Origin of the sequence: Gluconobacter aidae (assembly GCF_009547075.1) — a bacterium.
GTDB classification, from domain to species: domain Bacteria; phylum Pseudomonadota; class Alphaproteobacteria; order Acetobacterales; family Acetobacteraceae; genus Gluconobacter; species Gluconobacter aidae.
In genome coordinates, this window is record NZ_WIPH01000002.1 from 106,672 (window position 1) to 128,869 (window position 22,198).

Consider the following 22,198-nt stretch of genomic DNA (forward strand, 5'->3'; position numbering starts at 1 on the left):
CGATACTTTCTGTCGCGCTTTGAGATGTTTATCCCGAAAATTCATCTTTCCGAAACCTGATTTTGGCGCGGATCAGGGCAGCAATACGGCGGCGCCGTCGAAACGGCCGTGCCGGAGGTCATCGAGGGCCTGATTGGCGTCCTTGAGGGCATAGGGCGTGTTCGTCACCCTGATGCCGACTTCCGGGGCGATTTTCAGGAACTCCAGACCGTCCTGACGGGTCAGGTTGGCGACGGAGACGATTTCGCGCTCTTCCCACAATGTGTCGTAGGAAAAGGCCGGGATTTCGCTCATGTGGATGCCGCCGCACACGACTTTCCCGCCCTTGCGGATGGCTTTCAGGCCCGCAGGGAGCAGGGCGCCGACGGGGGCAAACAGGATGACGGCGTCCAGTGGTTCGGGCGGGAGTTCGTCCGAGCCGCCGGCCCAGACGGCGCCGAGAGAGCGGGCGAAATCCTGTTTCTGCGTATCGCCGGGAGACGTGAAGGCGTAAACGTCGCGGCCCTGCCAGCGCAGGACCTGCGTGATGATGTGGGCCGCCGCACCAAAGCCGTAGAGCCCGATTTTCTTTCCGTCCCCCGCCTTGTTCAGGCAGCGCCAGCCGATCAGCCCGGCGCAGAGCAGAGGTGCCAGATCCTTGTCTTCTCCCTTGTCGCCCATCGGGAAGGCGTAACGCGCATCGGCGACCGTCATTGTCGCGTAGCCGCCATTGCGGGTGAAGCCGGTGAAGAGAGGATGGTCGCAGAGATTTTCCATCCCGTGCGTGCAGTAATAGCAATGCCCACAGGTATGCCCGAGCCAGGGCACGCCCACCCTCTCGCCAACCGACAGACCGGTGACATTGCTGCCGAGCCTGTCGATCCGGCCGACGATCTCGTGGCCGGGGATGATCGGGAGGGTGGCGTGGGGGAGTTCGCCGTCCACGACATGCAGGTCTGTCCGGCACACGCCGCAGGCACCGATCCGGATGCGGATTTCATCGGGGCCGGGTTCGGGATCGGGGAGTTCGACCCATTCCAGTGGCGTATGATGGGCTTTGAGCTGCATGGCGAACATGGCGTGTTCTCCTTGGGCTGTTTTCAGGACCGGAAGTCGAGCACCGTACGGCCTTCGAGGCGACCATTCTGCAGATCGTCGAAGATCGTGTTGATGTTTTCGAGCTTGCCGGGGGTGACGACGGATTTGACCTTGCCGCGGGCGAAGAAATCCATGGCTTCGATCATGTCCAGCCGCGTGCCGACAATGGAGCCACGGATGGTGGTACCATTCATGACCATGTCGAAGATCGAGACCGGGAAATCGCCGGGCGGCAATCCGTTCAGGACGATGGTGCCGCCGCGCCGGGCATAGCCCATGGCCTGTGAAAACGCCGTCCGTCCCACAGCGGTGACGAGCGCGCCATGTGCGCCGCCGATCTGCTGCTGGATGAACTTTGCAGGATCGGTGTCCTTGGCGTTGACGGTCAGGGAGGCGCCGAGCTTTTTGGCCGTGGCGAGTTTTTCGTCATCGATGTCCACGGCGACGACATTCATGCCCATGGCGACGGCATACTGCACGGCCATCTGGCCGAGGCCGCCAACGCCCGAGACTGCGACCCACTGGCCGGGTCGGGCCTCAGTCATTTTCAGGCCCTTATAGACTGTCAGCCCCGCGCACAGGACGGGAGAGGCCTGAAGCGGGTCTATGGTCGCGGGCAGGTGCGCGACGTAGTTGGGGTCTGCCACGACATATTCGGCGAAGCAGCCATTGACGGTGTAGCCGGTGTCTTCCTGCTTTTCGCAGAGCGTTTCCCAGCCGCCCAGACAGTGTTCGCAGTGGCCGCAGGCGGAGTAGAGCCAGGGCACACCCACGACATCGCCGGTCTTGACGAAATCGCCGACCTGACTGCCGACGGCGACGATATGGCCCACACCTTCATGGCCGGGAATGAACGGCGGGTTGGGTTTGGACGGCCAGTCCCCGCGGGCGGCATGCAGGTCGGTATGGCAGACGCCGCAGGTATCGACCTTCACGAGGATCTGGTTGGGCTTGATGTCCGGGATGGGCAGCCGCTCAATGGAGAGCGGCTTGCCGAATTCACGGACGACGGCGGCGAGCATTGTATCAGCCATGGGAAAGGCTCCTTCTGGCGGAAGTTACGAGGCGGAGAGGCCCTTGACGGCCTCCACCATCTTGGAAAGCACGGCCTGCGCATCGCCAAAGACCATGGCGCAGTTGTCCTGGAAGAACAGCGGGTTCTGGACGGCGGAATAGCCCATGCCCATGCCGCGCTTGATGACGAAGACCTGACGGGCCTTGTCGGCATTCAGGATCGGCATGCCGTAGATCGGGGAGGACTTGTCCGTCCGGGCGGAGGGGTTCACCACGTCGTTCGCGCCGATGACGAGGGCGACGTCGGTGTCGGCGAAGCTGTCGTTGATGTCGTCCATGTCGTAGATCATGTCGTACGGCACGCCCGCTTCGGCGAGCAGCACGTTCATGTGGCCCGGCATGCGTCCGGCGACCGGGTGGATCGCGAATTTCACGTCCACGCCCGCGGCCTGAAGCAGTTTGACGAACTCGTAGAGCTTGCCCTGGGCCTGTGCGACGGCGAGGCCGTAGCCCGGCACGATGATGACCGTGGACGCATAGCGCATCGTGGTCGCGGCATCGCTGGGGCTGACGGATTTGGCTTCTTTCTGCGGGCCCGTGGCAGCAGCTTTGGTGGCTTCACCGAAATTGCTGAACAGGACGTTGGTGATGGAGCGGTTCATGCCCTTGGCCATCATGACCGTCAGCAGTGTACCGGCGGAACCCACGACCATGCCGGCGATCATCAGGGCCGGATCGGCCATGACATAGCCTTCAAGACCCACGGCAAGGCCCGTGAAGGCGTTGTACAGCGAGATCACGACCGGCATGTCGGCACCGCCGATGGGAACGGTCATGCAGATGCCGCAGAGCAGGGCACCGATAAAGAACAGCAGGGCGAACAGGCCACCGCCGGGCTGATGGTACTGGGCGACGGCCATGACGCCGAGCAGGATCGTCAGCATGAAGACGGCGGCGTTGACGATGCGCTGTCCACCGAAGCGGATCGGCTTGTTCATGCGGCCATCGAGCTTGGCCCAGGCGATCAGTGAGCCGGAGAGCGACATGCTGCCGATCAGGCCACCGGCGACGGTGACGAGAAGCTGACCGACGCCGGTGTCTTTCGGGCCGGTGAGGGCGATGACGGATACGGCTGCCGCCGCGCCACCGCCCATGCCGTTGAAGAGGGCGACCATCTGCGGCATGGCCGTCATGGCGACGCTGCGCCCTTTCCAGCCGGCCCAGCCGCCACCGATCAGCAGGGCGAGTACGGCGAGGATGACGTTCACGACGATATGGGGTTGGGCTGCGTCAGAAACGCTGAAGATCTGCAGGAAGCTGGCTGCGACGACGAACAGCATACCCCAGCCTGCGGTCACAATGCCCGAGACGGCCGTGACAGGGGAGGACATGCGCTTGAGACCGTAGACCAGCAGGCCGGAAGCGACCAGGCCGCTGAGGGCCACGATATAGGCGAGCAGGATCATGATTTGGCTCCCTGTGTCGGAGCGGAAGCCGATGCTGCGGGTTTTGTGCTGGGTTTGAACATGGCCAGCATCCGGTCAGTCACGACATAGCCGCCGACCACGTTGCCGGCGCCGAGCATGACGCCCAGAAAGCCGACGACCTGCTCCAGAACGGAGGACGCGTTGAACAGAGCGCCGAGAGCGCCGACGACCACGATGCCGTGCACGAAGTTCGAGCCGGACATGAGGGGCGTGTGCAGGATGGAGGGGACGCGGCTGATGACCTCATAGCCCGTGAAAGCCGCGAGCATGAAGATGTACAGGGCGATGACAAACGTCATTGCGGTGATCATTTTGCGGTCTCCTTGCCCGCGTCGTTTGCGGCGGGAGTTGTGGGCGAGGGCGATGCGGCGGGAGCAGGGGGCGGCGCGGGCGGGGCTGGCGAATTCGGATCGACGGCGGTGCGGATGCCGTCATTCGTGATGTAGCCGTTATGCGTCAGCGCGGTGCCGGAGATGACCTCGTCCGTGAAGTCCGGCGCAAGTCCCTTGTCCCTGGTGATGATCTGCTGGAGCAGGTGCATGATGTTCTTGGAGTAGAGTTCGCTGGCCTGTTCGGCGAGCATGGACGGGACGTTGATCGGACCCACAATGGTCGTGGGGCCGACCTGAACGGTCTGCCCGGCCTGCGTGCCTTCGCAGTTGCCGCCGCCTTCCGCGCCGAGATCGATGATGACCGCGCCGGGCTTCATGGCCTTGATCTGTTCGGCGTCGATCAGGCGGGGCGCGCGCTTGCCAGGCACGGCGGCCGTCGTGACGATCAGGTCGGAGCGGGCGATATGGTCGCTGAGCGCCTTGCGGACCTTCTGCTTCTCGTCATCCGTCAGTTCGCGGGCATAGCCGCCCTGACCGGTGGCATCGACGCCGGTATCAACGAATTTCGCGCCCAGCGACTGCGCCTCTTCCCGGGTTTCAGGGCGGACGTCATAGCCTTCGGTCACGGCGCCCAGGCGTTTGGCGGTGGCCAGAGCCTGAAGCCCCGCGACGCCAAGGCCCATGACCAGAACCTGTGCGGCGCGCAGGGAGCCGACGGCCGTGGTCATCATGGGCAGGATCTTGGGCATATGCACCGCGCCCATCAAGACGGCGTAGTAGCCTGCCAGTGTGGCCTGACTGGACAGCGCGTCCATGGCCTGTGCGCGGGAAATGCGGGGCACCAGTTCCATGGCGAAACAGGTGATCTTCCCGTCCCGCAGGGCCTTCACCAGATCTGGATTGTTGCGGCCGTAGATGAAGGCAATGAGGATGGCGCCGGGCTTCATGGCCTTCACCGTTTCCAGCGTCGGCGGCTGGACGGCGAGGACGATGTCGGCATCGGCGATAAGGGCGTTGCGATCCGGCGAGAAGGTGACGTCCTTGTAGGCGCTGTCGGGGTAGGACGATGCGACGCCTGCGCCCGTCTCCATGGCGAAGGTGATCCCCAGCGGGGCCAGTTTCTCGGCGACCTGAGGAATGAGGGCAACGCGGCGTTCCCCGCCTTCGTCGCGTTCTTTCAGGACTGAAATCTTGACAGTCATTGGCTGCGATCCTGTGTCTGTCGTCGGGCGCGGGCTGTCGCCGAAGGGCAGGCTGAGCAAAGAGAACCCGCGCCCCGTTCAGCGCCACCATGACGCTTCTTCGGGGTGGAAACCATTGATGGATATCAAAAGGGAGAAATTATATCTGCATGGCAATTATTCGAAATGACCGATCGGTCATTATGATTATGTGACAGCACTGACCGATCGGTCAGTTTCCCGGGATTTTCTGGATGGCCTCGTGTCGTTATGGACGCTGGCAAAAAAGTTCCTGTAGAGAGGGGCTTATCTGGTTCCTGCGTGGAAACCAGTTTCCCCAACCCGCATGAAAGGCTCTTCCTGCCCATGGCAATTGATGCTGCTTTTCTCGACGAACTGCGGAACCGGACGCCGCTGCCGTCGCTGATCGGGCGGCGTAACAAGCTGGTGAGGTCCGGTCGGAACTGGAAAACCTGCTGTCCGTTCCATGGCGAGAAAACGCCGTCCTTCTACATTTACGACGACCATTTCCACTGCTTCGGCTGCGGCGTGCATGGCGATGCCATCAGCTATGTGATGCAGAGCGAGGGGCGCAGCTTCCCTGAAGCCGTCGAGCAGCTTGCGTCTGAGGCGGGACTCGAGGTTCCGAAAGCCGACCCGCGGACGGAAGCCCGTGCCCGGGAGGCGCAGTCGCTCGGGGATGTGCTCAATCTCGTGCAGGAGAGCTATCGGCGGCGGCTGTATCGGCCGGAAGGGCGCGAGGGGCTGGCCTATCTGCGGGGACGGGGGCTGACGGAAGAGACGATCGAGCGGTTCGGTCTGGGCTGGTCCGGCGATGGGCGGCAACTGCTTGACGAACTGCGACCGCATGGTGTGACGGTCGAGATGCTGATCCGCGCCGGGGTCATGCGCGTGGATGAGCAGGGCGCTCCGAAAGGAGAGCTGTTCTTCAATCGCGTGACGTTCCCGATCCGGGACCGGCGGGGGCGCATGATGTCCTTTGGCGCCCGGACGCTCGGAGACGGGCAGCCCAAATATCTCAATGGCCCGGAGACGGCCCTGTTCTCCAAGCGGCGGACGCTGTTCAATCTCGACCTGGCGCGGGAGGCCGTGCATCGCGGGGCGGATCTCGTGGTGGTCGAGGGCTATATGGACGTCATCGCCATGGATCAGGCGGGGTTCGGCGGGGCCGTTGCTCCTCTGGGCACGGCGATGGGCGAGGAGCAGCTTGAACTGCTGTGGCGCATGTCTCCGTCACCGATCCTGTGTCTCGACGGTGATGCGGCGGGTGCGCGGGCGGCTCTGCGGGTCTGTGAGGTTTCGCTGCCGCTGCTGTCGCCCGAGCGGACGATCCGCTTCTGCCGGCTGGACCCGAAGGATGACCCGGACAGCCTGATCCGCAGCCGCGGACCGCGGGCCATGCAGGAGGCCCTCTCCGGCGCGACGTCGATGGCGGAGGAACTGTTCGGGCTGCTGACGGCGGGGCTGGTGGATCCGGGGCCGGATCAGCGGGCGGCCTTGCGCGAAAAGCTGGTGGCGCTGTCGCGGCTCATTCCGGACAAGGCGCTGGGATCGGAATATCGCAGTACGCTGCTGGACATGTTCTTTGCGCGCTTCCGGCGGAAGAAAACCTTCCAGCGCAAGGGGGGCGAGAGTCTGCCGCTCTCCACGCAGGCCCCCGGGGCAATGCGCGATGTGGAGTCGGGAAATCTGGAGCGGCTTAACATCATGACGGCGATGCTGCTTCACCATCCCGATATCCTTCCGGATGTGGAACAGGCGTATAGCGGTCTGCATCTGCCGCCTGAACTGGACCGTCTGCGCTCGGCGCTGCTGGACTGGTCCTGTCAGGAAGAGGAGCGAGATGGCCTGACGGAAGAGAGCTGCATGTCCTGGCTGGAGGAGCATGGGCTGGCGGATCTGGCGGGAAGAGTGAAAGGCGGGCCGTTGCCGCGCAGCGTGGGGGACGGGAAGGTCAAGGACGATATCCTGAAGGTGGATGTCATTGAAAGCTGGTGGCATTTTTATGCCCTGGTCAATTTTCAGACCTTCGAGCGGACCCTGGAGGAGGACGTGACCAGGGCCGTTATTGAAGGGGATATGGAGCCTTTCGTGGATGAGAACGGGCAGAGCGGGCTGCGCTTTCCCAATGCACTCATGACCCGTCTGCGGGTTCGCGATGCCCTGAAAAGCGGAGAGAGAGTCGGAGAGTAAGGGGTGGCGGAGACTGCTCCGCCATAGCGGAAGAAATGATGGCGGAATGAATTTTATTCCCGAAAGGTTGCATTCTTTGGGGTGCCAATCTTGACTTCGGGCGCAGGATCGACCACCTGCACGCTGCCGGATTGCTAACTCGCGGCGGAGTGGACGGAGAGACGAATGGCGACGAAAACAGCCTCTGGAACGGATCGGAACGCGCAGGAACAGGAGGGGGACACCACTCTCCTCGATACGCAGTCCGCTGCCGTCAAGCGGCTGATCGCCAAAGGGCGTGAACGCGGACATATCACCTTTGACGAACTGAACGCTGTCCTGCCGCAGGACCAGATGTCTTCCGAGCAGATCGAGGACGTTATGGCGGCATTGTCCGAAATGGGCATTCAGGTCATCGAGAACGAGGATCAGGACGAAGCCGAGGCCCCCGCGGAAAAGGAAGCCGAAAGTGACGGCGAGGAAGCCGAGGGCCCTCAGGGCGGCAATGTCGATGCCGAGGCCGCCAGCCGCACGGATGATCCGGTCCGCATGTATCTGCGCGAGATGGGGTCTGTCGAACTGCTGTCGCGTGAGGGCGAGATTGCGATCGCCAAGCGGATCGAGGCTGGCCGTGACGAGATGATCGGCGGCCTGTGTGAGAGCCCACTGACGATTCGCGCCATTATCTCCTGGCATGAACGTCTTAAGGACGGCGAAATGCTGCTCCGCGATATCGTGGATCTCGAGGCCAGTCAGGGCGGTGGTCCGGACCCCGAGGCAGTTGAGGGCGAGGAAAGTGACGAGGCGTCCGAAGAGGACGACTCTGCCGAGGACGAGAACGAAGAGGGCGAAGGCGACCAGCAGGAAGGCAGCGGCCTGTCGCTGTCGGCTCTGGAAGAGAAGCTGAAGCCTGAAATCCTGGCGCGTTTCGAAGCCATCGAGCCGCTGTATCACAAGCTGCGCAGGCTTCAGATCAAGCGCATCGAGGCTCTGACGGGTGGTGAGGACCATTCCGACAAGTCCGAACAGACCTACGAGAAGCTGCGTCACGAGCTGGTCAGTCTCGTGGAGCAGGTGCATCTGCATAACAACCGGATTGAAGAGCTGGTTGCGCAGATCAAGATGCAGGTCCAGAAGCTGAACGGCGTTGAAGGCCGGATGATGCGTCTGGCCGAGAACTGCAAGATTTCGCGTGACGACTTTCTGATCAAGTATCGCAGCCGCGAACTGGATCCGACGTGGCTGGACAGCATTTCCGCGCTGCCGGGCAAGGGGTGGAAGAACCTGACGACCCGGCATATGGACCAGCTTCGCAACCTGCGGGGCGAGATTGCGGCACTGTCGCATGAGACGGGTCTGCCGGTTGGGGAATTTCGCCGGGTCTACGCGACCATTTCCCGTGGCGAGCGGGATTCTACCCGCGCAAAGAAGGAAATGATCGAGGCGAATCTGCGTCTGGTGATTTCGATCGCCAAGAAGTACACGAACCGTGGCCTTCAGTTTCTGGATCTGATCCAGGAGGGCAATATCGGTCTGATGAAGGCCGTGGACAAGTTCGAGTACCGTCGTGGTTACAAGTTCTCGACCTATGCGACCTGGTGGATCCGTCAGGCGATCACGCGTTCCATCGCGGATCAGGCCAAGACGATCCGTATTCCGGTCCATATGATCGAGACGATCAACAAGCTCGTTCGCACATCGCGTCAGATGCTGCATGAGATCGGGCGTGAGCCGGCTCCGGAAGAGCTGGCCGAGAAGCTTGGCATGCCGCTGGAGAAGGTCCGCAAGGTCCTGAAGATCGCCAAGGAGCCGATTTCTCTCGAAACGCCGATCGGTGACGAGGAAGACAGCCATCTCGGTGATTTCATCGAAGACAAGACGGCCGTCATTCCGCTGGATGCTGCCATCCAGACGAACCTGCGTGAAGCCACGACGCGCGTTCTGGCGTCGCTGACGCCGCGTGAAGAGCGCGTGCTGCGGATGCGCTTTGGCATCGGCATGAACACGGACCATACCCTTGAGGAAGTGGGCCAGCAGTTCAACGTGACCCGTGAGCGTATCCGTCAGATCGAGGCGAAGGCGCTGCGCAAGCTCAAGCACCCGAGCCGTTCGCGCAAGCTGCGCTCTTTCCTCGACGACAACTGATCGTCGGGCACGGGACCGGGGCGATGCTGTCTGGCTGGCTCAGGCCGAAAGGGGCCTTCACCCGTCTGGCGGTGGATGTCACTTTTCTGGAGACCCGCAGATCCTGTGTGTCTCCGGTCCTGCCAGACGGATTTTCCCTGACCCGCGTGACGGGGAGCGAGGCACTCCCGCTTTATCGCGAGCTTTATGCAGCGGTTGGACGGGATTACTGCTGGTGGATGCGACGTTCGATGCCCGATACGGATCTGGCGGCCATCCTGCATGATCCTGCCGTTCATTTCATGGTGCTGCACGACGTGTCCGGTCATCCTGCCGGGTTTTATGAACTTGATCTGAGACAGGGTGGGGATGCGAATCTTGCCTATTTTGGTCTGCTGTCAGAAGTGATGGGTCGCGGGCTGGGCCGTCTCGTACTTGATCATGCCGTTGCACGCGCTTTCGATGCGGGAAGCTGGCGCCTGAGGGTCAATACCTGCACGCTCGATCATCCGCATGCGCTGCCCAATTATCGTCGGGCCGGGTTTTCGGTGCGGGATGTCGCTTCTGAAATCTGGGACGTTCCGAACAGATATGTCCCGGAAAAGCTGAAGCGACTCTGAGACAGGGCTTGCTTTTGGGCGTCGCGCGTGATTAATGCCGCCTTTCCCTGCCGGGCGATGTGGCATCGCACCGGCTATACCCGTGCCCTGAAACATGGGCCCTGTTTCCGGCATGGGCCGGAGCCAGTCGCGGGTTGACCTCATCCGAAGGGAGTATTCATGCCATTGTATGAAAGCGTGCTCATCGCACGTAATGATGTGTCGCAGGCTCAGGTGGAAACCCTGGTCGAGACCATCGAAACCCTGCTCAAGGACAACGGCGGTTCCATCCAGAAGCGCGAGTTCTGGGGCCTGCGTTCGCTCGCATACCGCATCAAGAAGAACCGCAAGGGCCATTACGTCCTGCTGGGCCTTGACTGCACCCCCGACACGCTGCGCGAGCTGGAGCGTCAGCTGGGCCTGAACGAAGACGTGCTGCGCGTTCTCACGCTCCGCGTCGACGAGATCGACGAGAACCCCTCTCCGGTTCTGGCTCGCAAGAGCGACGATCGTGGCGATCGCGGCAACTTCCGTGGCGGCTCCAAGCCGGCCGGTCGTTTCGAGAGCGGTCGTGGCGGTCCCCGTCGCAGCAGCGAAGACCGTGAGGAATATCGTGCACGTGGCGAGCAGGACGATGCTCGTGAGACGGCCGGAGCGGAGTAAGAAACATGTCCGAGACCATCACTCCCGACGTCAACGAAGTGAACCCGGCTGCCCGTCGCACGGCAGTTGGCGCACGTCGTCCGTTCTACCGTCGTCGCAAGTCCTGCCCGTTCTCCGGTCCCAACGCGCCGAAGATCGACTACAAGGACGTGCGTCTGCTGAGCCGCTTCCTTTCGGAGCGCGGCAAGATCGTGCCGAGCCGCATCACGGCCGTTTCGGCCAAGAAGCAGCGTGAGCTGGCACAGGCGATCAAGCGCGCCCGTTTCCTCGCCCTGCTCCCCTACGTCGTGAACTGAGGAGAGCATCATGTCCCAGACCGCACTGATCCTGCTGCAGCGGGTCGAGCATCTCGGCCAGATGGGCGACCTGGTGCACGTGAAGCCGGGTTATGCCCGTAACTTCCTGCTGCCCCAGGCCAAGGCCATGCGCGCCACGGCTGCCAACAAGAAGCGTTTCGAGACCGAGCGCGCCCAGCTTGAGGCCCAGAACCTCAAGAAGCGTGAAGAGGCCGAGCGTCTTGCCGAGCGCATGCACGAGCTGTCCGTCGTCATCATCCGTCAGGCTGGTGACAGCGGAAGCCTGTACGGCTCCGTCAGCACCCGTGACATCGCGGCTGCCGCCACGGAAGCCGGTCTGACGATCTCGCGTCAGCAGGTTGTTCTGGCACATCCGATCAAGCAGCTTGGCCTGACGGAAGCACGCATCGTGCTGCATCCGGAAGTGTCCATTCCGCTGACGGTCAATGTTGCCCGTTCCGCTGAAGAAGCAGAGCGTCAGGCTCGTGGCGAAGCCATCGGCGTGCAGGACGAGGATGAGAACATCCTTGGCGAACTGCAGGCTGAGAATGCCGCCGAAGAGGCTGCTGCCGAAGCCGCCGAGGCATCGGAAGAAGCGTAAGGCTTTTACCGAGGACCTTGTCCTGAAAAACCCGGCCGGGACTATCCCCTGCCGGGTTTTTTTGTGTCTGTTCTTCCGGAGGAGTACAACTTCAGACCTGTTCGGGCTTTTTCCCGGTATTGGAAACAGGAGATCGGAATGAAACGGATTCTGGATTTTGTCTTGAGGAAGTTCATCCAGACAGGAAGCCTGCGGGTCACGTTCAGTGACGGGACTGTGCATACCTATCGTGGCCGCAAGCCGGGACTGGAAGCCGGACTTCATCTGCTCAACAAACAGGCGGAGCGGGCCCTGATTATCAATTCCGGTCTGTCATTCGGTGAGGAATACATGGCGGGCAGCATCGTGCCCGATGGCTGTACGCTCGAGACGCTGCTGACGGTCCTGATGGAGAACATCAACGGGCATGGGCATGTCTTCGAAGAGATCGAGGATCGTCTGCGCTATGTGACGCGGGCTTGGAAGACGCTCAATTCGCTCAAGAAATCCCGCAGCAATGTCGCGCATCACTATGATCTGAACGGTACGCTGTACGATCTGTTCCTGGACAAGGACCGGCAGTATTCCTGTGCCTATTTCGCGCGCGAGGACATGACGCTGGAAGAGGCGCAGATCGCCAAGAAGCGGCATATTGCGTCCAAGCTCAATCTGGATCGTCCGGGGCTCGAGGTGCTTGATATCGGCTGTGGCTGGGGCGGCATGGCGCTGACGCTGGCGAAGGATTATGGCGCGAAGGTCCTTGGTATCACGCTGTCACGCGAACAGCTCGAGGTGGCGCGGAAGCGCGCGAAGGACGAGGGGCTTGAGGCGCAGGTACGCTTCGAGCTGATCGACTACCGCAATCTGCAACAGCAGTTCGACCGGATTGTCTCGGTGGGCATGTTCGAGCATGTGGGCCCGCCACAGTTCGAGGCGTTTTTCAGGCAGCTCAAAGCCTGCCTCAAGCCGGATGGCGTGGCGCTGATTCATTCCATCGGACGCATGGACGGGCCGGGGAGCACCAATCCCTGGATCCAGAAATACATTTTCCCCGGTGGATATTCACCCGCGCTGAGCGAGACGCTGGCGGCGATTGAGCGGTCGGGGCTGTGGATGACGGACTGCGAGGTTCTGCGCCTTCATTACGCGCGTACGCTGGCGGAATGGCGCAAGCGTTTCGATGCCAATCGTGACAAGATCCAATCGCTTTATGACGAGCGGTTTGTCAGAATGTTCGAGTTCTATCTCACGGGAGCCGAACTGGCGTTCCGCGTGCAGGGGCACATGAACTTCCAGCTTCAGCTGACCCGGTCGATCGACGCCGTGCCGTTCACGCGCGACTACATGTTCGAGCGTGAACGGGAAAGCGCGACGTCGTAAGAAGCCTCAGCGGCTGGCGAGATTCAGTTCCGCCAGCCGCGCGAATTCGGCGACCGACAGCGTTTCAGCCCGGCGGGTCGGCTCGATTTCAGCCTGTTCCAGCAGACGCTCGCCGCCGATGGATTTCAGCGAAGAGCGCAGCATCTTGCGGCGTTGGCCGAAGGCGGCAGCCGTGACCTGCTCCATGGCGCGGAACAGTTGCGGAGCGGGCTGTTCGGCATGGGGGATGATGACGGCCACTGCGGAATGGACCTTGGGTGGCGGTGAGAACGCGGCCGGCGGGATGCGCAGGGCAACCGAGCACGAGGCGCACCATTGCGAGAGCACGGCGAGGCGTCCGTAAGCCGAGCTTCCTGGCGCGGCGCAGATGCGTTCCGCGACTTCAAGCTGGAACATCAGCGACAGCCGTTCCCACTGCGCCGCCTGACGCAGCCAGCCCACGAGCAGGGGCGTGGCGACGTTATAGGGCAGATTTGCAATGATCTGGCGCGGAGCGGGGGCCAGACTCGCGGCATCCAGCTTCAGGGCATCCTGACGGACGACGTGCAGGCGGTTCGGGTAGTAAGTGGCCAGTTCGTCCAGCAGGGGCCACGCGCGTTCATCGATTTCTACGACGTCGACGCGGCTGGCTGGGGTATCCAGCAGGGCGCGGGTCAGGCCGCCGGGGCCGGGGCCGATTTCGACGACGCTGCGCCCTGTCAGATCGTCGCCCAGAGCCGCGATCCGGGCGCAGATGCCCGGATCGAGAAGGAAGTGCTGGCCCAGGGATTTTTTCGCATCCAGACCATGGGCCTGGATGGTGTCACGCAGTGAGGGAAGGGACACGTCAGTTGAAGGCCGTCTTGGCGGCGGGACGCATCTCGATGATCGCGCGGCGCTGAAGGTCGCGCTGAAGCTGGCGGGAAGCCTGCTCGACACGCTCGTTCATAAGCTGATCGGCAATCTCGCTCGGGCTCTGCTGGGCCAGGTTTTTCTGCTGGCGGTTGCAGACCATGAGCAGGGCAATACCGTCCATCGAGACCAGGGGGCGGCTGACCTTGTTGGGGGGGAGTGATTCGAGAACGGCCTTCATCTGGGGCATCAGGCGCTCGAGGATCTGCGAGCCCGGATTGCTGGGACGCTTTTCCCCAAGGGATTTGTTGAGCGCTTCCATGGCGTCACAGCTATGGACCGTCTGGACGGCTGTTGTGGCCTTCTGCAGGGCGGCACGCTGCTGTTCGGTCGGGTTCTGTGGGTTCAGGGGAGCATCGAACGGGAAGAAGGCCTGTCGCAGGTCGAGCTGGGTGCCCATCTGCTTGCCGACCACGCGCTTTGACTGAACGGTGGCGATCACGAAGCCGCCCGCGACCTGGATCGGGTTGGAAATGGCACCGATCGGCATCTGGCGGACGATGTTGACGACCTGCGGATCGAGGTTGTCTTCCTGCACCCAGCCCATGGAGCCGCCGTCGAGGGCGGACTGGGCCTGTGAGAACTGGGCGGCCACGATCGGGAAGGGAGCACCTTCGCGAAGCTGGGAAATGATGGTCTTGGTGAAGGCGAGTTCGGCTTCGTCATGGCGCGGATCGGCGACGGGGACGAAGATCTCGCTCATGAAATACTGGGGGCGCCCCTGCTCGGCCTGAAGGGCCTGCTCGCGCTGGCTGATCTGGGTTGCGGTGATCCGGCCTTCCTCGCCCAGCTTTTCACGCAGGACCTGCATCCAGCCGATCTGCACACGAATCTGGTCGATCAGAGTCGTCAGGGAGACGCCATCCGAGGCCAGGCGGTTGCGCAGGGCGTTTTTGGGCATGCCATTGCGCTGTTCGATATTGGCGATGGCGCCCGCGATCTGATCCGGCTCCACATTGATGTGACGCTTGAGGATTTCCTGTGTTTTGAGGCGCTCGTCGATCAACTGGTGGATGATCTGGCCGCGCATGCGGTTCATGATCTCGGGGCTGATGGGCAGGCCGGTCGAGAGCACGAAGAGCTTTGCGCGGTTGTCCACGTCACGCTGGGTGAGGACCTGTCCGTTGATGACGGCCAGAATCTGGTCCTCGGGCGGTTTGGCCGGAGGAGCGTCCTCCTTGGTTGCCGCAGTTTTCGAAGTCGCTTTCGGGTCCGCCTTGTGATGCGGGGCGGCTGTGGCGGGGAGGGCTGCCGAGAAGGCGAGAAGGGCAGCCAGGGCCGTAGAGGCGATGCAGGAGGTCTTGGACATGCTCAACCGTTTATTCCGAAGGTGCCGATCGTCTTGAACGTAAAGTTGAACAGGATGGTCTCGTTACGCTGTTCGCCGCCGATACGGGTGTATTGTTTGATGTACATGATATCCAGCCCGAAACAGTCATTGGAATAGCCGATCGTGCCACCATTTGCGACGAACTGTTTCCTGGACAGGCTGCGGCGGAAGAAGCCGGACGCATGGTAATTGCGCCAGTGCGTCGAGAAACCGCCTGTCACTTCGCTCGTCTTGACCAGATATGGTGCGTTCGGCCCGGATTCGCGGAAGTTTGTCGCATAGTAATAATACGGTGTCACGGGCGCGTAGATGTAACCACCGGTCAGACGGAACATGGGAACGCCGGTGCTGATGAGGCCTTCGCCGTAATCGAACTGGTGCGTCCAGGGATTGAATCGCCCCCGGGCCGTGACGTCGACATACTGGTTCGGGCTGACGCGCAGGCGGCCCACCGGGTCCGACAGGTGGTGGTCGAGGCCGGAATAGGGCAGGCGGTTGTGGTCGATATGTTCCTGGAAGCTTTCGCCAACGAGCATGTCGATGGCGTGGCCGTTCCAGGACCAGTTCTGATGGATGCCCACATTCGCGCGGAGGCCGCCATCGAGACGGTCCGTGCCGAGATAGCGGTTGAGGGAAAACAGCGTGGTGTCAGTGAACTCGTAGGACAGGCTGTCTTCGTTGGGGATGTTGCGGTTCTGCGAGTTGCCGGTGTTGGGGGCGGCAATGATCTGGGCGATCGGCTCCAGAATCTGCGACCCGTGCCCCTTGGCGAAGCTGCGCAGGAACGGCCAGTTCATGCGCAGGGCGATGGTCGGCTGGACCTGCCCGACGAGATGGTTGCCGCCGGCGTTCGTGTAGTAGGTCGGCTGCTGGTAGGCCTGGGTGGCGTGATAGACCATGGAATCAAGCCGGGCCGTCAGCAGGAACTGCTGACCGAGCTTGTTGTGGAACGGACGGTCCCACTGGATGGCCGCTTCGCCGCGCTGGTCGTTGATGCCATTCTTTCGGTACAGGTTGAAGTCCGTCGTCTGGACGCTCAGGCGGCCACCAAACATATCGGGCTGTCCCTGGAAGGCGTAGGTCAGCCGAGGAAGCGCCCAGGGCAGGTCCGAGTTGCGGATGGTGCCCTGGTTCAGTCCCTGATAGGCCTGCCCATCGAGACGCATATAGGAGCCAATGCCGTATCCTTCAAGGAACAGGTTGGAATTCAGTATTTCCTGACCGTAGCCGGGAACGCGATAGTCGCGCATGTAGTTGGCGGAACTGGCGACGTTGATGTTGGCGCCAAGCTTCCAGTTGCGGTCCAAGGCGAAATTGGCGCGCCCGAACACATAGCCCTGCACGCCATATTCGCTGGATGAGCCGACATTGTTGCCGAAGGTGTTAGTGTATTTGCTTTCGTTATTGGTATCGTAGGCCACCCCGCCTGTGACATCGACGGAGCCGAAGTTCATGCGGTTGCGGTACTGCGCCGTCAGTTCGGGGCCGGTCTTGGTGGAGACGAGGCCGCGAACCGTCAGATCCTGCTGCTCGTCGATGGCCCAGAAATAGGGGAGTGTGAAATAGGTGCCGAGGTAACGGTCATGCGGGCTGATGCCGGGCATCAGGAATCCGCTCTGCCGTTTGACGGACGGATCGGTCATGGAAAAGAACGGGAAATAGAAAACCGGCAGGCCGAGCATTTTCAGCCAGGCATGATCGAATTCGAGGCGCTTGTGCTGCACGTCCTGCGTCGCATCGAAAGCCTGGAACTGCCAGAAGGGAGGCAGGTCGGGGTTTTTCTCGCAGATCTTGCAGGCCGTGTAGACGGCGTGTGTCAGGTCGTTGAGCACCCCGTTCGTGCGGCGCATGCCGTTGCCGGCGAGCTTGGCGTTGTCTTCCATGCGGATGTAGATGCCGCTGCCGATGCCATCATGCATGCCGTGGCTGAACTCGACGTAATCGGCATAGGTCGTGCTGCCGTCGGGTTCCACGACGGCGACATGGCCCTTGGCCGACAGGATGCCGGTGCTGCGGTCATAGGTCACGCGGTCGGCGCGCATGGCGTGATCGCCCTGCCAGACGCGGACATTACCTTCCCATGTGATCAGGCCGTTCTTGGCGTAGCTTTCACTATCTGCAAGATAGGTCAGGGGATCGGTCTGGGAGGTCGGTTTTCCGATGACGATGATATGGGAATTGTCGCGCTGCATCGTGTTGGCAGACATTTTCTGCGGCGCCACGAGCGCGGTTCCGGCCATCAGCGTGGCACCGATGAACGAAGCGCGTCTGCGGGCGCGTGCTGGGAGCCACAGGGGCACCGTCATCAACCATCCTCCATGTGCAGCAGAAGAGCCACGGCGAGGCAGAGCCCCGCACCTGTCGGCGCCCATGCGGCAAGAACCGGCGGCAGGGCGCCGGATTCACCAAACTGTTCGGCCACTTTCGAGATGGTGAACAGCGCAAAGCCTGCGGCAATTCCCGATCCCAGCATCCGGGCCACACCGCCGCGCCGTGTCGGGCGCATCGAGAAGCCTGCGGATACCAATGCCATGGTCCCGGCCAGAATGGGAAGGGCCAGGAGCGACTGGAAATGAAGTCTGTGCCGGATCGAGGGGAAACCCGAGCGTTCCAGAAGGCTGATGAAGCCGGGAAGTGCGAAGACGGACAGTGTATCGGGCGACGCGAAACTTTCCTGTACGCGGCCCACCGTCAGATCGGACGGCAGGGTCATGTCCCCGATCTGCTGCGGAAGGTGATCGGGGTGGAGTACCGAGGTGCCATGCAGGATCCACCGGTGATCGCCAAGGGTGCCCTGCGGGGCCTCGACACGGAGGATCAGGCGGTCCCGGTCGTCGAGGCGGAAGATCGAGACGCCCGAAACCTTCAGGGCGCCGTCGATGAGATGGACGTCCTGGGCATGCAGGATCGCGACGCCGTGCGGGACCAGACCGTCATCGGACTGTCTGAGCCAGAGCGCGCCTCCGTTGAGTGTCAGGGGCCCGCCGCCGGTGCGCAGATAGGTCTGGTCGAGCATTTCGGCACTGCGGAACATGGTCGAGGACAGGGCGGAGATGCCGGTTGTCGTCAGCAGGCCGGTCAGCAGGGCGCAGGCCAGCGGACTTGCGAGGAACTGCCAGGCGGAAATGCCGGCGGCGCGGGCGACGATGAGTTCGGACGAGCGTGTCAGGCGGGAGAAGCATACGATCCCGCCCAACAGGATGCCGAAGGGCAGGACGTAGATGACATAATAGGGAACATGCAGGGCCGCGATCTTGACGATGAGGCTGGCCGGGACATTGGGCCGTGTTGCCGCGCGGCGCAGCAGGTCGATGAAGTCGAACAGGGAGACCAGTCCGGTCAGGGCCAGCACCATGGACAGGGTGCTGAGCATGAACTGCCGCGCGATATAGATCGCCAGTGTCGTGGAGAACCCGGCATGTTCGTCGCGGGTGCTGATCGCCTGGAACAGGGATGTCAGCCAGGGGCCCAGACGGGGGGACGGGATGGCTCTCATCGGGTGGCCCCCGGGGATGTCAGGGACGCGGGGGCGGTCTGACGCACGGTTCCGGTCCACTGTTCGAGGAACAGCATGACAGCGCAGATGACGGCCGGAAGAATGGCCTCAAGCCAGATGAGAGGCACCAGGGCAAGATGCCGCCCGGCGAGGTTCTGGAGCATAAGTGAAATGGCCAGCAGCCCGACAACCGTGAGGATGGCGATCAGGGGGCGCGTGATGTTGCCGTGACGGGAGAAGGCCCCCCGGAGGACGGTGACCAGACCGATCATTGCAAAGGACAGGGCCGTCAGCGGCGAGGTGAGCCGGCGCCATCCCACGACGATGTTCTTGCCGCGGTCTCGCTCGGAAACTTCGCGGAGATCGGGATGGAACAGTTCGCGCAGGGACATTTCGTCCGGATCCCGGTCTTCGTGGTTGCTGCGGCGCGAGGAGGTGAGGTCGATGGTGTTGCGTCCGAAGGTCAGGACATTCAGCCGCCCGGTATGACGGTCGATTTCCTCGCGCGAGCCGTCATACAGGACGACGCGCGGCTGGTCATTGACCACGACCATGGTGCCGCGTTCCGCGAGGATCGTGGTGTGGGAATCGGGATCCCGGTCATCCTCGACCAGCACGCCATGCAACTGGCCATCGCTGGTGCGGCCGCGCACATAGACCGTCATGTCATTGGACAGGCTGGTGAACACGCCGTCCTGAAGCAGGAAGGCCGCCATGCGGTTACGGATCTGGAACTCGTAGCGATGAAACGCATGGTAGGAGACGGGCGCGAGCCACAGCGTCAGGACATAGCACAGGACGACCGAGAAGAGGGCACAGAGCAGCCCTGGCCTTGCAAGTTCCAGCGGTGAGCGGCCGGCTGCGCGCATGACCGTAAGTTCCCTGTCGCCGACCATGCGCTGATAGGTGAAAAGCACCACAAGAAACGTCGTGATCGGCAGGATGACGGCGATGAAGGATGGCAGCATCAGTGCGGTGAGCTGGATGAAAACCCGCAGAGACAGGCCGTGCTGGACCACCATCGAGACGAAGTGCAGCGACTGGGTCAGCCAGATCAGGGCCGTCGCCCCTCCCGTCAGCGCCAGCAGGGCGATGAGAAGCTGGCGAAGAATGTAGCGGTCGAGCAGAGGCAGGATCTGCCGCCCGGAGATACCGGAGGATAAGGCCATGGCCCTTCATCTATCCCTAGCGCGTGGCGGGAGGAAGGCGAAAAAACGAAACAGTTTCTATCGCAGATAGGAGGCCCGGTCGATGGGCGCCCTTGTGACGGACAGGCTGTGATAGAATTGTGTTCCGGCAATACCGACCAGAAGACCCGCGCCGGCGGCGAAGACGATGGCGATGTAGCGCCAGGGTCGTTGCATGCGCAGGGTCGCCAGTTCCAGCTGGATCAGCCCCAGATCCGTTTGGCAGCGTCCCAGGCGCATCTGTGCCGTGCGCGTGTCGGACTCGCTCTGTCCGAGGCGGCGTTCCAGCCCGGAGATATGCTCCCGGAGACGTTTTTCGCGGTCGGTTTCGTCTTTGCCGGACAGCGTTCCGATGCGGGTGGCAAACAGGTTTTTCAGCGCGCCGCCCGTGACGCCGTCGCGACGGGCCATCTGGCGGATCCGTTCCAGGGCGGTTGCGGCATGGCCCGGCTGTTCATCCAGCACCAGCGCCAGAATGTCCGACAGGATCTTGATTTCCCTGGGGTCCGGGGCGCGGGCCATGCTCAGGTCAGGGTCACGGCATGGGTGCGCGGTTCGGCGGCACGGCGAAGACGGTCCCGGATGGCGAGACCGAGTCCGTGGCGGGGGATGGACTGGGCGGCGATGGTCGTCAGGCCGCGCCGGGTTCCTTCCGCGTCCAGAAAGCGCAGTCCGGCGAAGAGACGGGCCGCGGCTTCTTCAAGATTTCCGCTCTCGCTCAGGTTCCATGTCAGGCCGGCGCCGGGCAGGGGGGTGCCGAAAGCAAGCTGGGCTTCGTCGGGCGCGATGGAGGTCGCGTCCAGCCTGACAGGCAGGCTCGGGGCGTAATGCGAGGCCAGCCGACCGGGCGAGGCCGGGGCGATTTCGGAAAAATCGTCCGGATGGCGGATGGGGCCGCACAGTTCGGTGAGGTCTTCAAGCGTCACACCGCCGGGGCGCAGGAGAACGGGCACCTCCCGGGTCAGGTCGAGCACGGTGCTTTCCACGCCGATCGAGCAGGGGCCGGAATCCAGAACCGCGTCGATCCGGCCGTCCAGCGAGCGCAGGACGTGGAACGCATTGGACGGGCTGACCGTGCCCGAAACATTCGCGGAGGGCGCGGCAACGGGCGCGCCGACTTCGCGGAGCAGGGCCAGGGCCGTCTTGCCGCGCGGAACACGCAGCGCCAGCGTGGACAGGCCCGCCGCCGCGAGGTCGGAGACGGTTGAATCCGGAGAACGGGGCAGCACCATCGTCAGCGGACCGGGCCAGAAACGCTCGGCCAGCGCATGGGCGATCTCTTCCATTCTGCCGCTCAGCGATGCCTGTGCGAAAGCGCTCTGGGCGTCGGGGAGATGGCTGATGAGCGGGTTGAAGCGCGGGCGTCCCTTGGCGGCGAAGATTTTTGCGACGGCCATATCGGAAGAGGCGATGGCACCTAGGCCGTAGACGGTCTCGGTTCCGAACGCGACCAGCTTTCCGGCTTTGAGGAGTTCGGCGGCGCGGCGGATGCCTTCGGGCGTGGCTGCCAGACGCTCGGTGTGAAGCGTGTCGCTCAAGATGCGCCTCCGGTGCAGTAGAATGAGCCGTTCAGCCAGTTCGGCTTGCCATAGCGCAGAGGCATGCCGGTCTCGTCGAGCAGGGCGCCGCCCGCGGCTTCCAGAATGGCCTGGGGGGCGGCCGTGTCCCATTCCATCGTGGGGCCGAAGCGGGGATAGAAATCCGCGGCGCCTTCGGCCACCCGCATGAACTTGACCGAGGATGACAGCTTCCCGACGGAGGCGACCTGTCGTCCGGCGAGCCAGCGTTCCAGAAGTTCGGGATTGCCGTGATGGCTCGAGGCCAGAACGCGCAGGCCTTCCGCGGGAGGCGTGGCGGTATGGATCGGCGTGCTGTTTGTACCGTCCGAACGGTGGGCGCCGAGGCCCTGTCCGCCGCTGTAGATCAGGCCATAACCCGGCAGGGCCACCACGCCCAGAACCGGCCGGTCATGACGGATCAGGCCGATATTGACGGTGAAGTCCTTCCCGCCCGACGCAAAGCCGCGTGTCCCGTCGAGGGGATCGACCAGCCAGTAGGCGTCTTCCACGGTTATCCGGATTCCGGCCGATATTTCTTCCTCGCCAATGGCGGGAATGGACGGGCAGGCCGCGCGCAGGCCGGACAGGATGTGATGTTCGGAGGCGTGGTCCGCTTCCGTGACGGGGGAGGCATCGTCCTTGATGTCCGTGCGAAAGCCGCGTTCACGGATGGCATTGATGATGTCCGAGGCTTCGGAAGCGAGCCGGAATGCCAGATCCAGCAGGGCGCGGTCATCGTTGGCGGGGACGGTAAAGGGGGAAGCGGAAGTCATTCGGCCAGACTACTCCAAGATGGTTTCTGCGTCATG

Annotated in this window: 20 protein-coding genes; 7 read left to right on the top strand and 13 right to left on the bottom strand. The window is 62.7% G+C overall.

The features are described from left to right. Positions 1-72: 72 nt before the first annotated feature. Genes GFJ39_RS01715 through GFJ39_RS01735 form a run of 5 tightly spaced genes read right to left on the bottom strand, consistent with a single transcriptional unit; the run spans position 73 to position 5,112 of the window. Positions 73-1,056 (bottom strand): zinc-dependent alcohol dehydrogenase family protein, encoded by a 984-nt coding sequence (locus GFJ39_RS01715; RefSeq protein ID WP_153429266.1) that lies wholly within the window; start codon positions 1,054-1,056, stop codon positions 73-75. A gap of 23 nt (positions 1,057-1,079) precedes the next feature. Next, a complete protein-coding gene (gene adhP / locus GFJ39_RS01720) occupies positions 1,080-2,111 on the bottom strand; it encodes an alcohol dehydrogenase AdhP (protein ID WP_153429267.1) in 1,032 nt (343 codons plus the stop codon). A 24-nt stretch (positions 2,112-2,135) separates the two neighbouring features. Then, positions 2,136-3,557, bottom strand: a complete 1,422-nt coding sequence (locus GFJ39_RS01725; RefSeq protein ID WP_153429268.1) for an NAD(P)(+) transhydrogenase (Re/Si-specific) subunit beta — start codon at positions 3,555-3,557, stop codon at positions 2,136-2,138. Further along, positions 3,554-3,889, bottom strand: coding sequence for an NAD(P) transhydrogenase subunit alpha (locus tag GFJ39_RS01730; protein WP_153429269.1), 336 nt, complete (start codon positions 3,887-3,889; stop codon positions 3,554-3,556). The genes GFJ39_RS01725 and GFJ39_RS01730 overlap by 4 nt, the downstream gene beginning before the upstream one ends. After that, the gene (locus tag GFJ39_RS01735) at positions 3,886-5,112 is read right to left on the bottom strand and encodes an NAD(P) transhydrogenase subunit alpha (protein WP_153429270.1); all 1,227 of its coding nucleotides are present in this window, start codon (positions 5,110-5,112) and stop codon (positions 3,886-3,888) included. The genes GFJ39_RS01730 and GFJ39_RS01735 overlap by 4 nt, the downstream gene beginning before the upstream one ends. Before the next feature lie 345 nt (positions 5,113-5,457). Between GFJ39_RS01735 and dnaG the strand changes: the two genes are divergently transcribed. The 7 genes from dnaG to GFJ39_RS01770 all read left to right on the top strand — a co-directional run bounded on the left by dnaG (position 5,458) and on the right by GFJ39_RS01770 (position 12,926). Next, entirely contained in the window at positions 5,458-7,305 is a 1,848-nt protein-coding gene (gene dnaG, locus GFJ39_RS01740) for a DNA primase (protein WP_153429271.1), read from the top strand. 165 nt (positions 7,306-7,470) lie between these two features. Continuing rightward, positions 7,471-9,429, top strand: coding sequence for an RNA polymerase sigma factor RpoD (rpoD, locus tag GFJ39_RS01745; RefSeq protein WP_153429272.1), 1,959 nt, complete (start codon positions 7,471-7,473; stop codon positions 9,427-9,429). A gap of 23 nt (positions 9,430-9,452) precedes the next feature. After that, on the top strand, positions 9,453-10,028 hold the full coding sequence (locus tag GFJ39_RS01750) for a GNAT family N-acetyltransferase (RefSeq protein WP_153429273.1): 576 nt from the start codon (positions 9,453-9,455) through the stop codon (positions 10,026-10,028). A 159-nt stretch (positions 10,029-10,187) separates the two neighbouring features. After that, positions 10,188-10,670, top strand: coding sequence for a 30S ribosomal protein S6 (rpsF, locus tag GFJ39_RS01755; protein ID WP_041110770.1), 483 nt, complete (start codon positions 10,188-10,190; stop codon positions 10,668-10,670). Positions 10,671-10,675: 5 nt separating this feature from the next. Continuing rightward, positions 10,676-10,966: a 30S ribosomal protein S18 gene (gene rpsR / locus GFJ39_RS01760; RefSeq protein WP_041110768.1), complete on the top strand. Its 291-nt coding sequence runs from the start codon at positions 10,676-10,678 to the stop codon at positions 10,964-10,966. Between the two features lie 10 nt (positions 10,967-10,976). Then, complete coding sequence (gene rplI / locus GFJ39_RS01765; protein WP_011251890.1) at positions 10,977-11,567, top strand: 50S ribosomal protein L9; 591 nt, start codon at positions 10,977-10,979, stop codon at positions 11,565-11,567. Positions 11,568-11,705: 138 nt separating this feature from the next. Next, positions 11,706-12,926 carry an SAM-dependent methyltransferase gene (locus tag GFJ39_RS01770; protein WP_153429274.1) on the top strand — a complete coding sequence of 407 codons (1,221 nt, stop codon included), beginning with the start codon at positions 11,706-11,708 and terminating at the stop codon, positions 12,924-12,926. Between the two features lie 6 nt (positions 12,927-12,932). Here GFJ39_RS01770 and rsmA read toward each other — a convergent pair whose 3' ends face one another. The 8 genes from rsmA to GFJ39_RS01810 are packed head-to-tail and all read right to left on the bottom strand — an operon-like array spanning position 12,933 to position 22,162. Continuing rightward, complete coding sequence (gene rsmA / locus GFJ39_RS01775; RefSeq protein WP_325062781.1) at positions 12,933-13,751, bottom strand: 16S rRNA (adenine(1518)-N(6)/adenine(1519)-N(6))-dimethyltransferase RsmA; 819 nt, start codon at positions 13,749-13,751, stop codon at positions 12,933-12,935. A gap of 1 nt (position 13,752) precedes the next feature. Further along, positions 13,753-15,126: a peptidylprolyl isomerase gene (locus tag GFJ39_RS01780; RefSeq protein ID WP_153429275.1), complete on the bottom strand. Its 1,374-nt coding sequence runs from the start codon at positions 15,124-15,126 to the stop codon at positions 13,753-13,755. A 2-nt stretch (positions 15,127-15,128) separates the two neighbouring features. Further along, positions 15,129-17,453 carry an LPS-assembly protein LptD gene (locus GFJ39_RS01785; protein WP_153429276.1) on the bottom strand — a complete coding sequence of 775 codons (2,325 nt, stop codon included), beginning with the start codon at positions 17,451-17,453 and terminating at the stop codon, positions 15,129-15,131. Next, entirely contained in the window at positions 17,453-18,643 is a 1,191-nt protein-coding gene (lptG, locus tag GFJ39_RS01790) for an LPS export ABC transporter permease LptG (protein ID WP_153429277.1), read from the bottom strand. Before lptG ends, GFJ39_RS01785 begins: the two co-directional genes overlap by 1 nt. After that, positions 18,640-19,812, bottom strand: a complete 1,173-nt coding sequence (lptF, locus tag GFJ39_RS01795) for an LPS export ABC transporter permease LptF (protein WP_153429278.1) — start codon at positions 19,810-19,812, stop codon at positions 18,640-18,642. The genes lptG and lptF overlap by 4 nt, the downstream gene beginning before the upstream one ends. 57 nt (positions 19,813-19,869) lie before the next feature. Next, complete coding sequence (locus GFJ39_RS01800) at positions 19,870-20,352, bottom strand: hypothetical protein (protein WP_153429279.1); 483 nt, start codon at positions 20,350-20,352, stop codon at positions 19,870-19,872. A gap of 2 nt (positions 20,353-20,354) precedes the next feature. Further along, entirely contained in the window at positions 20,355-21,368 is a 1,014-nt protein-coding gene (locus GFJ39_RS01805) for an L-threonylcarbamoyladenylate synthase (protein ID WP_153429280.1), read from the bottom strand. Beyond that, positions 21,365-22,162, bottom strand: coding sequence for a 3'(2'),5'-bisphosphate nucleotidase CysQ family protein (locus GFJ39_RS01810; RefSeq protein WP_153429281.1), 798 nt, complete (start codon positions 22,160-22,162; stop codon positions 21,365-21,367). Before GFJ39_RS01810 ends, GFJ39_RS01805 begins: the two co-directional genes overlap by 4 nt. Between the last annotated feature and the right edge of the window lie 36 nt (positions 22,163-22,198).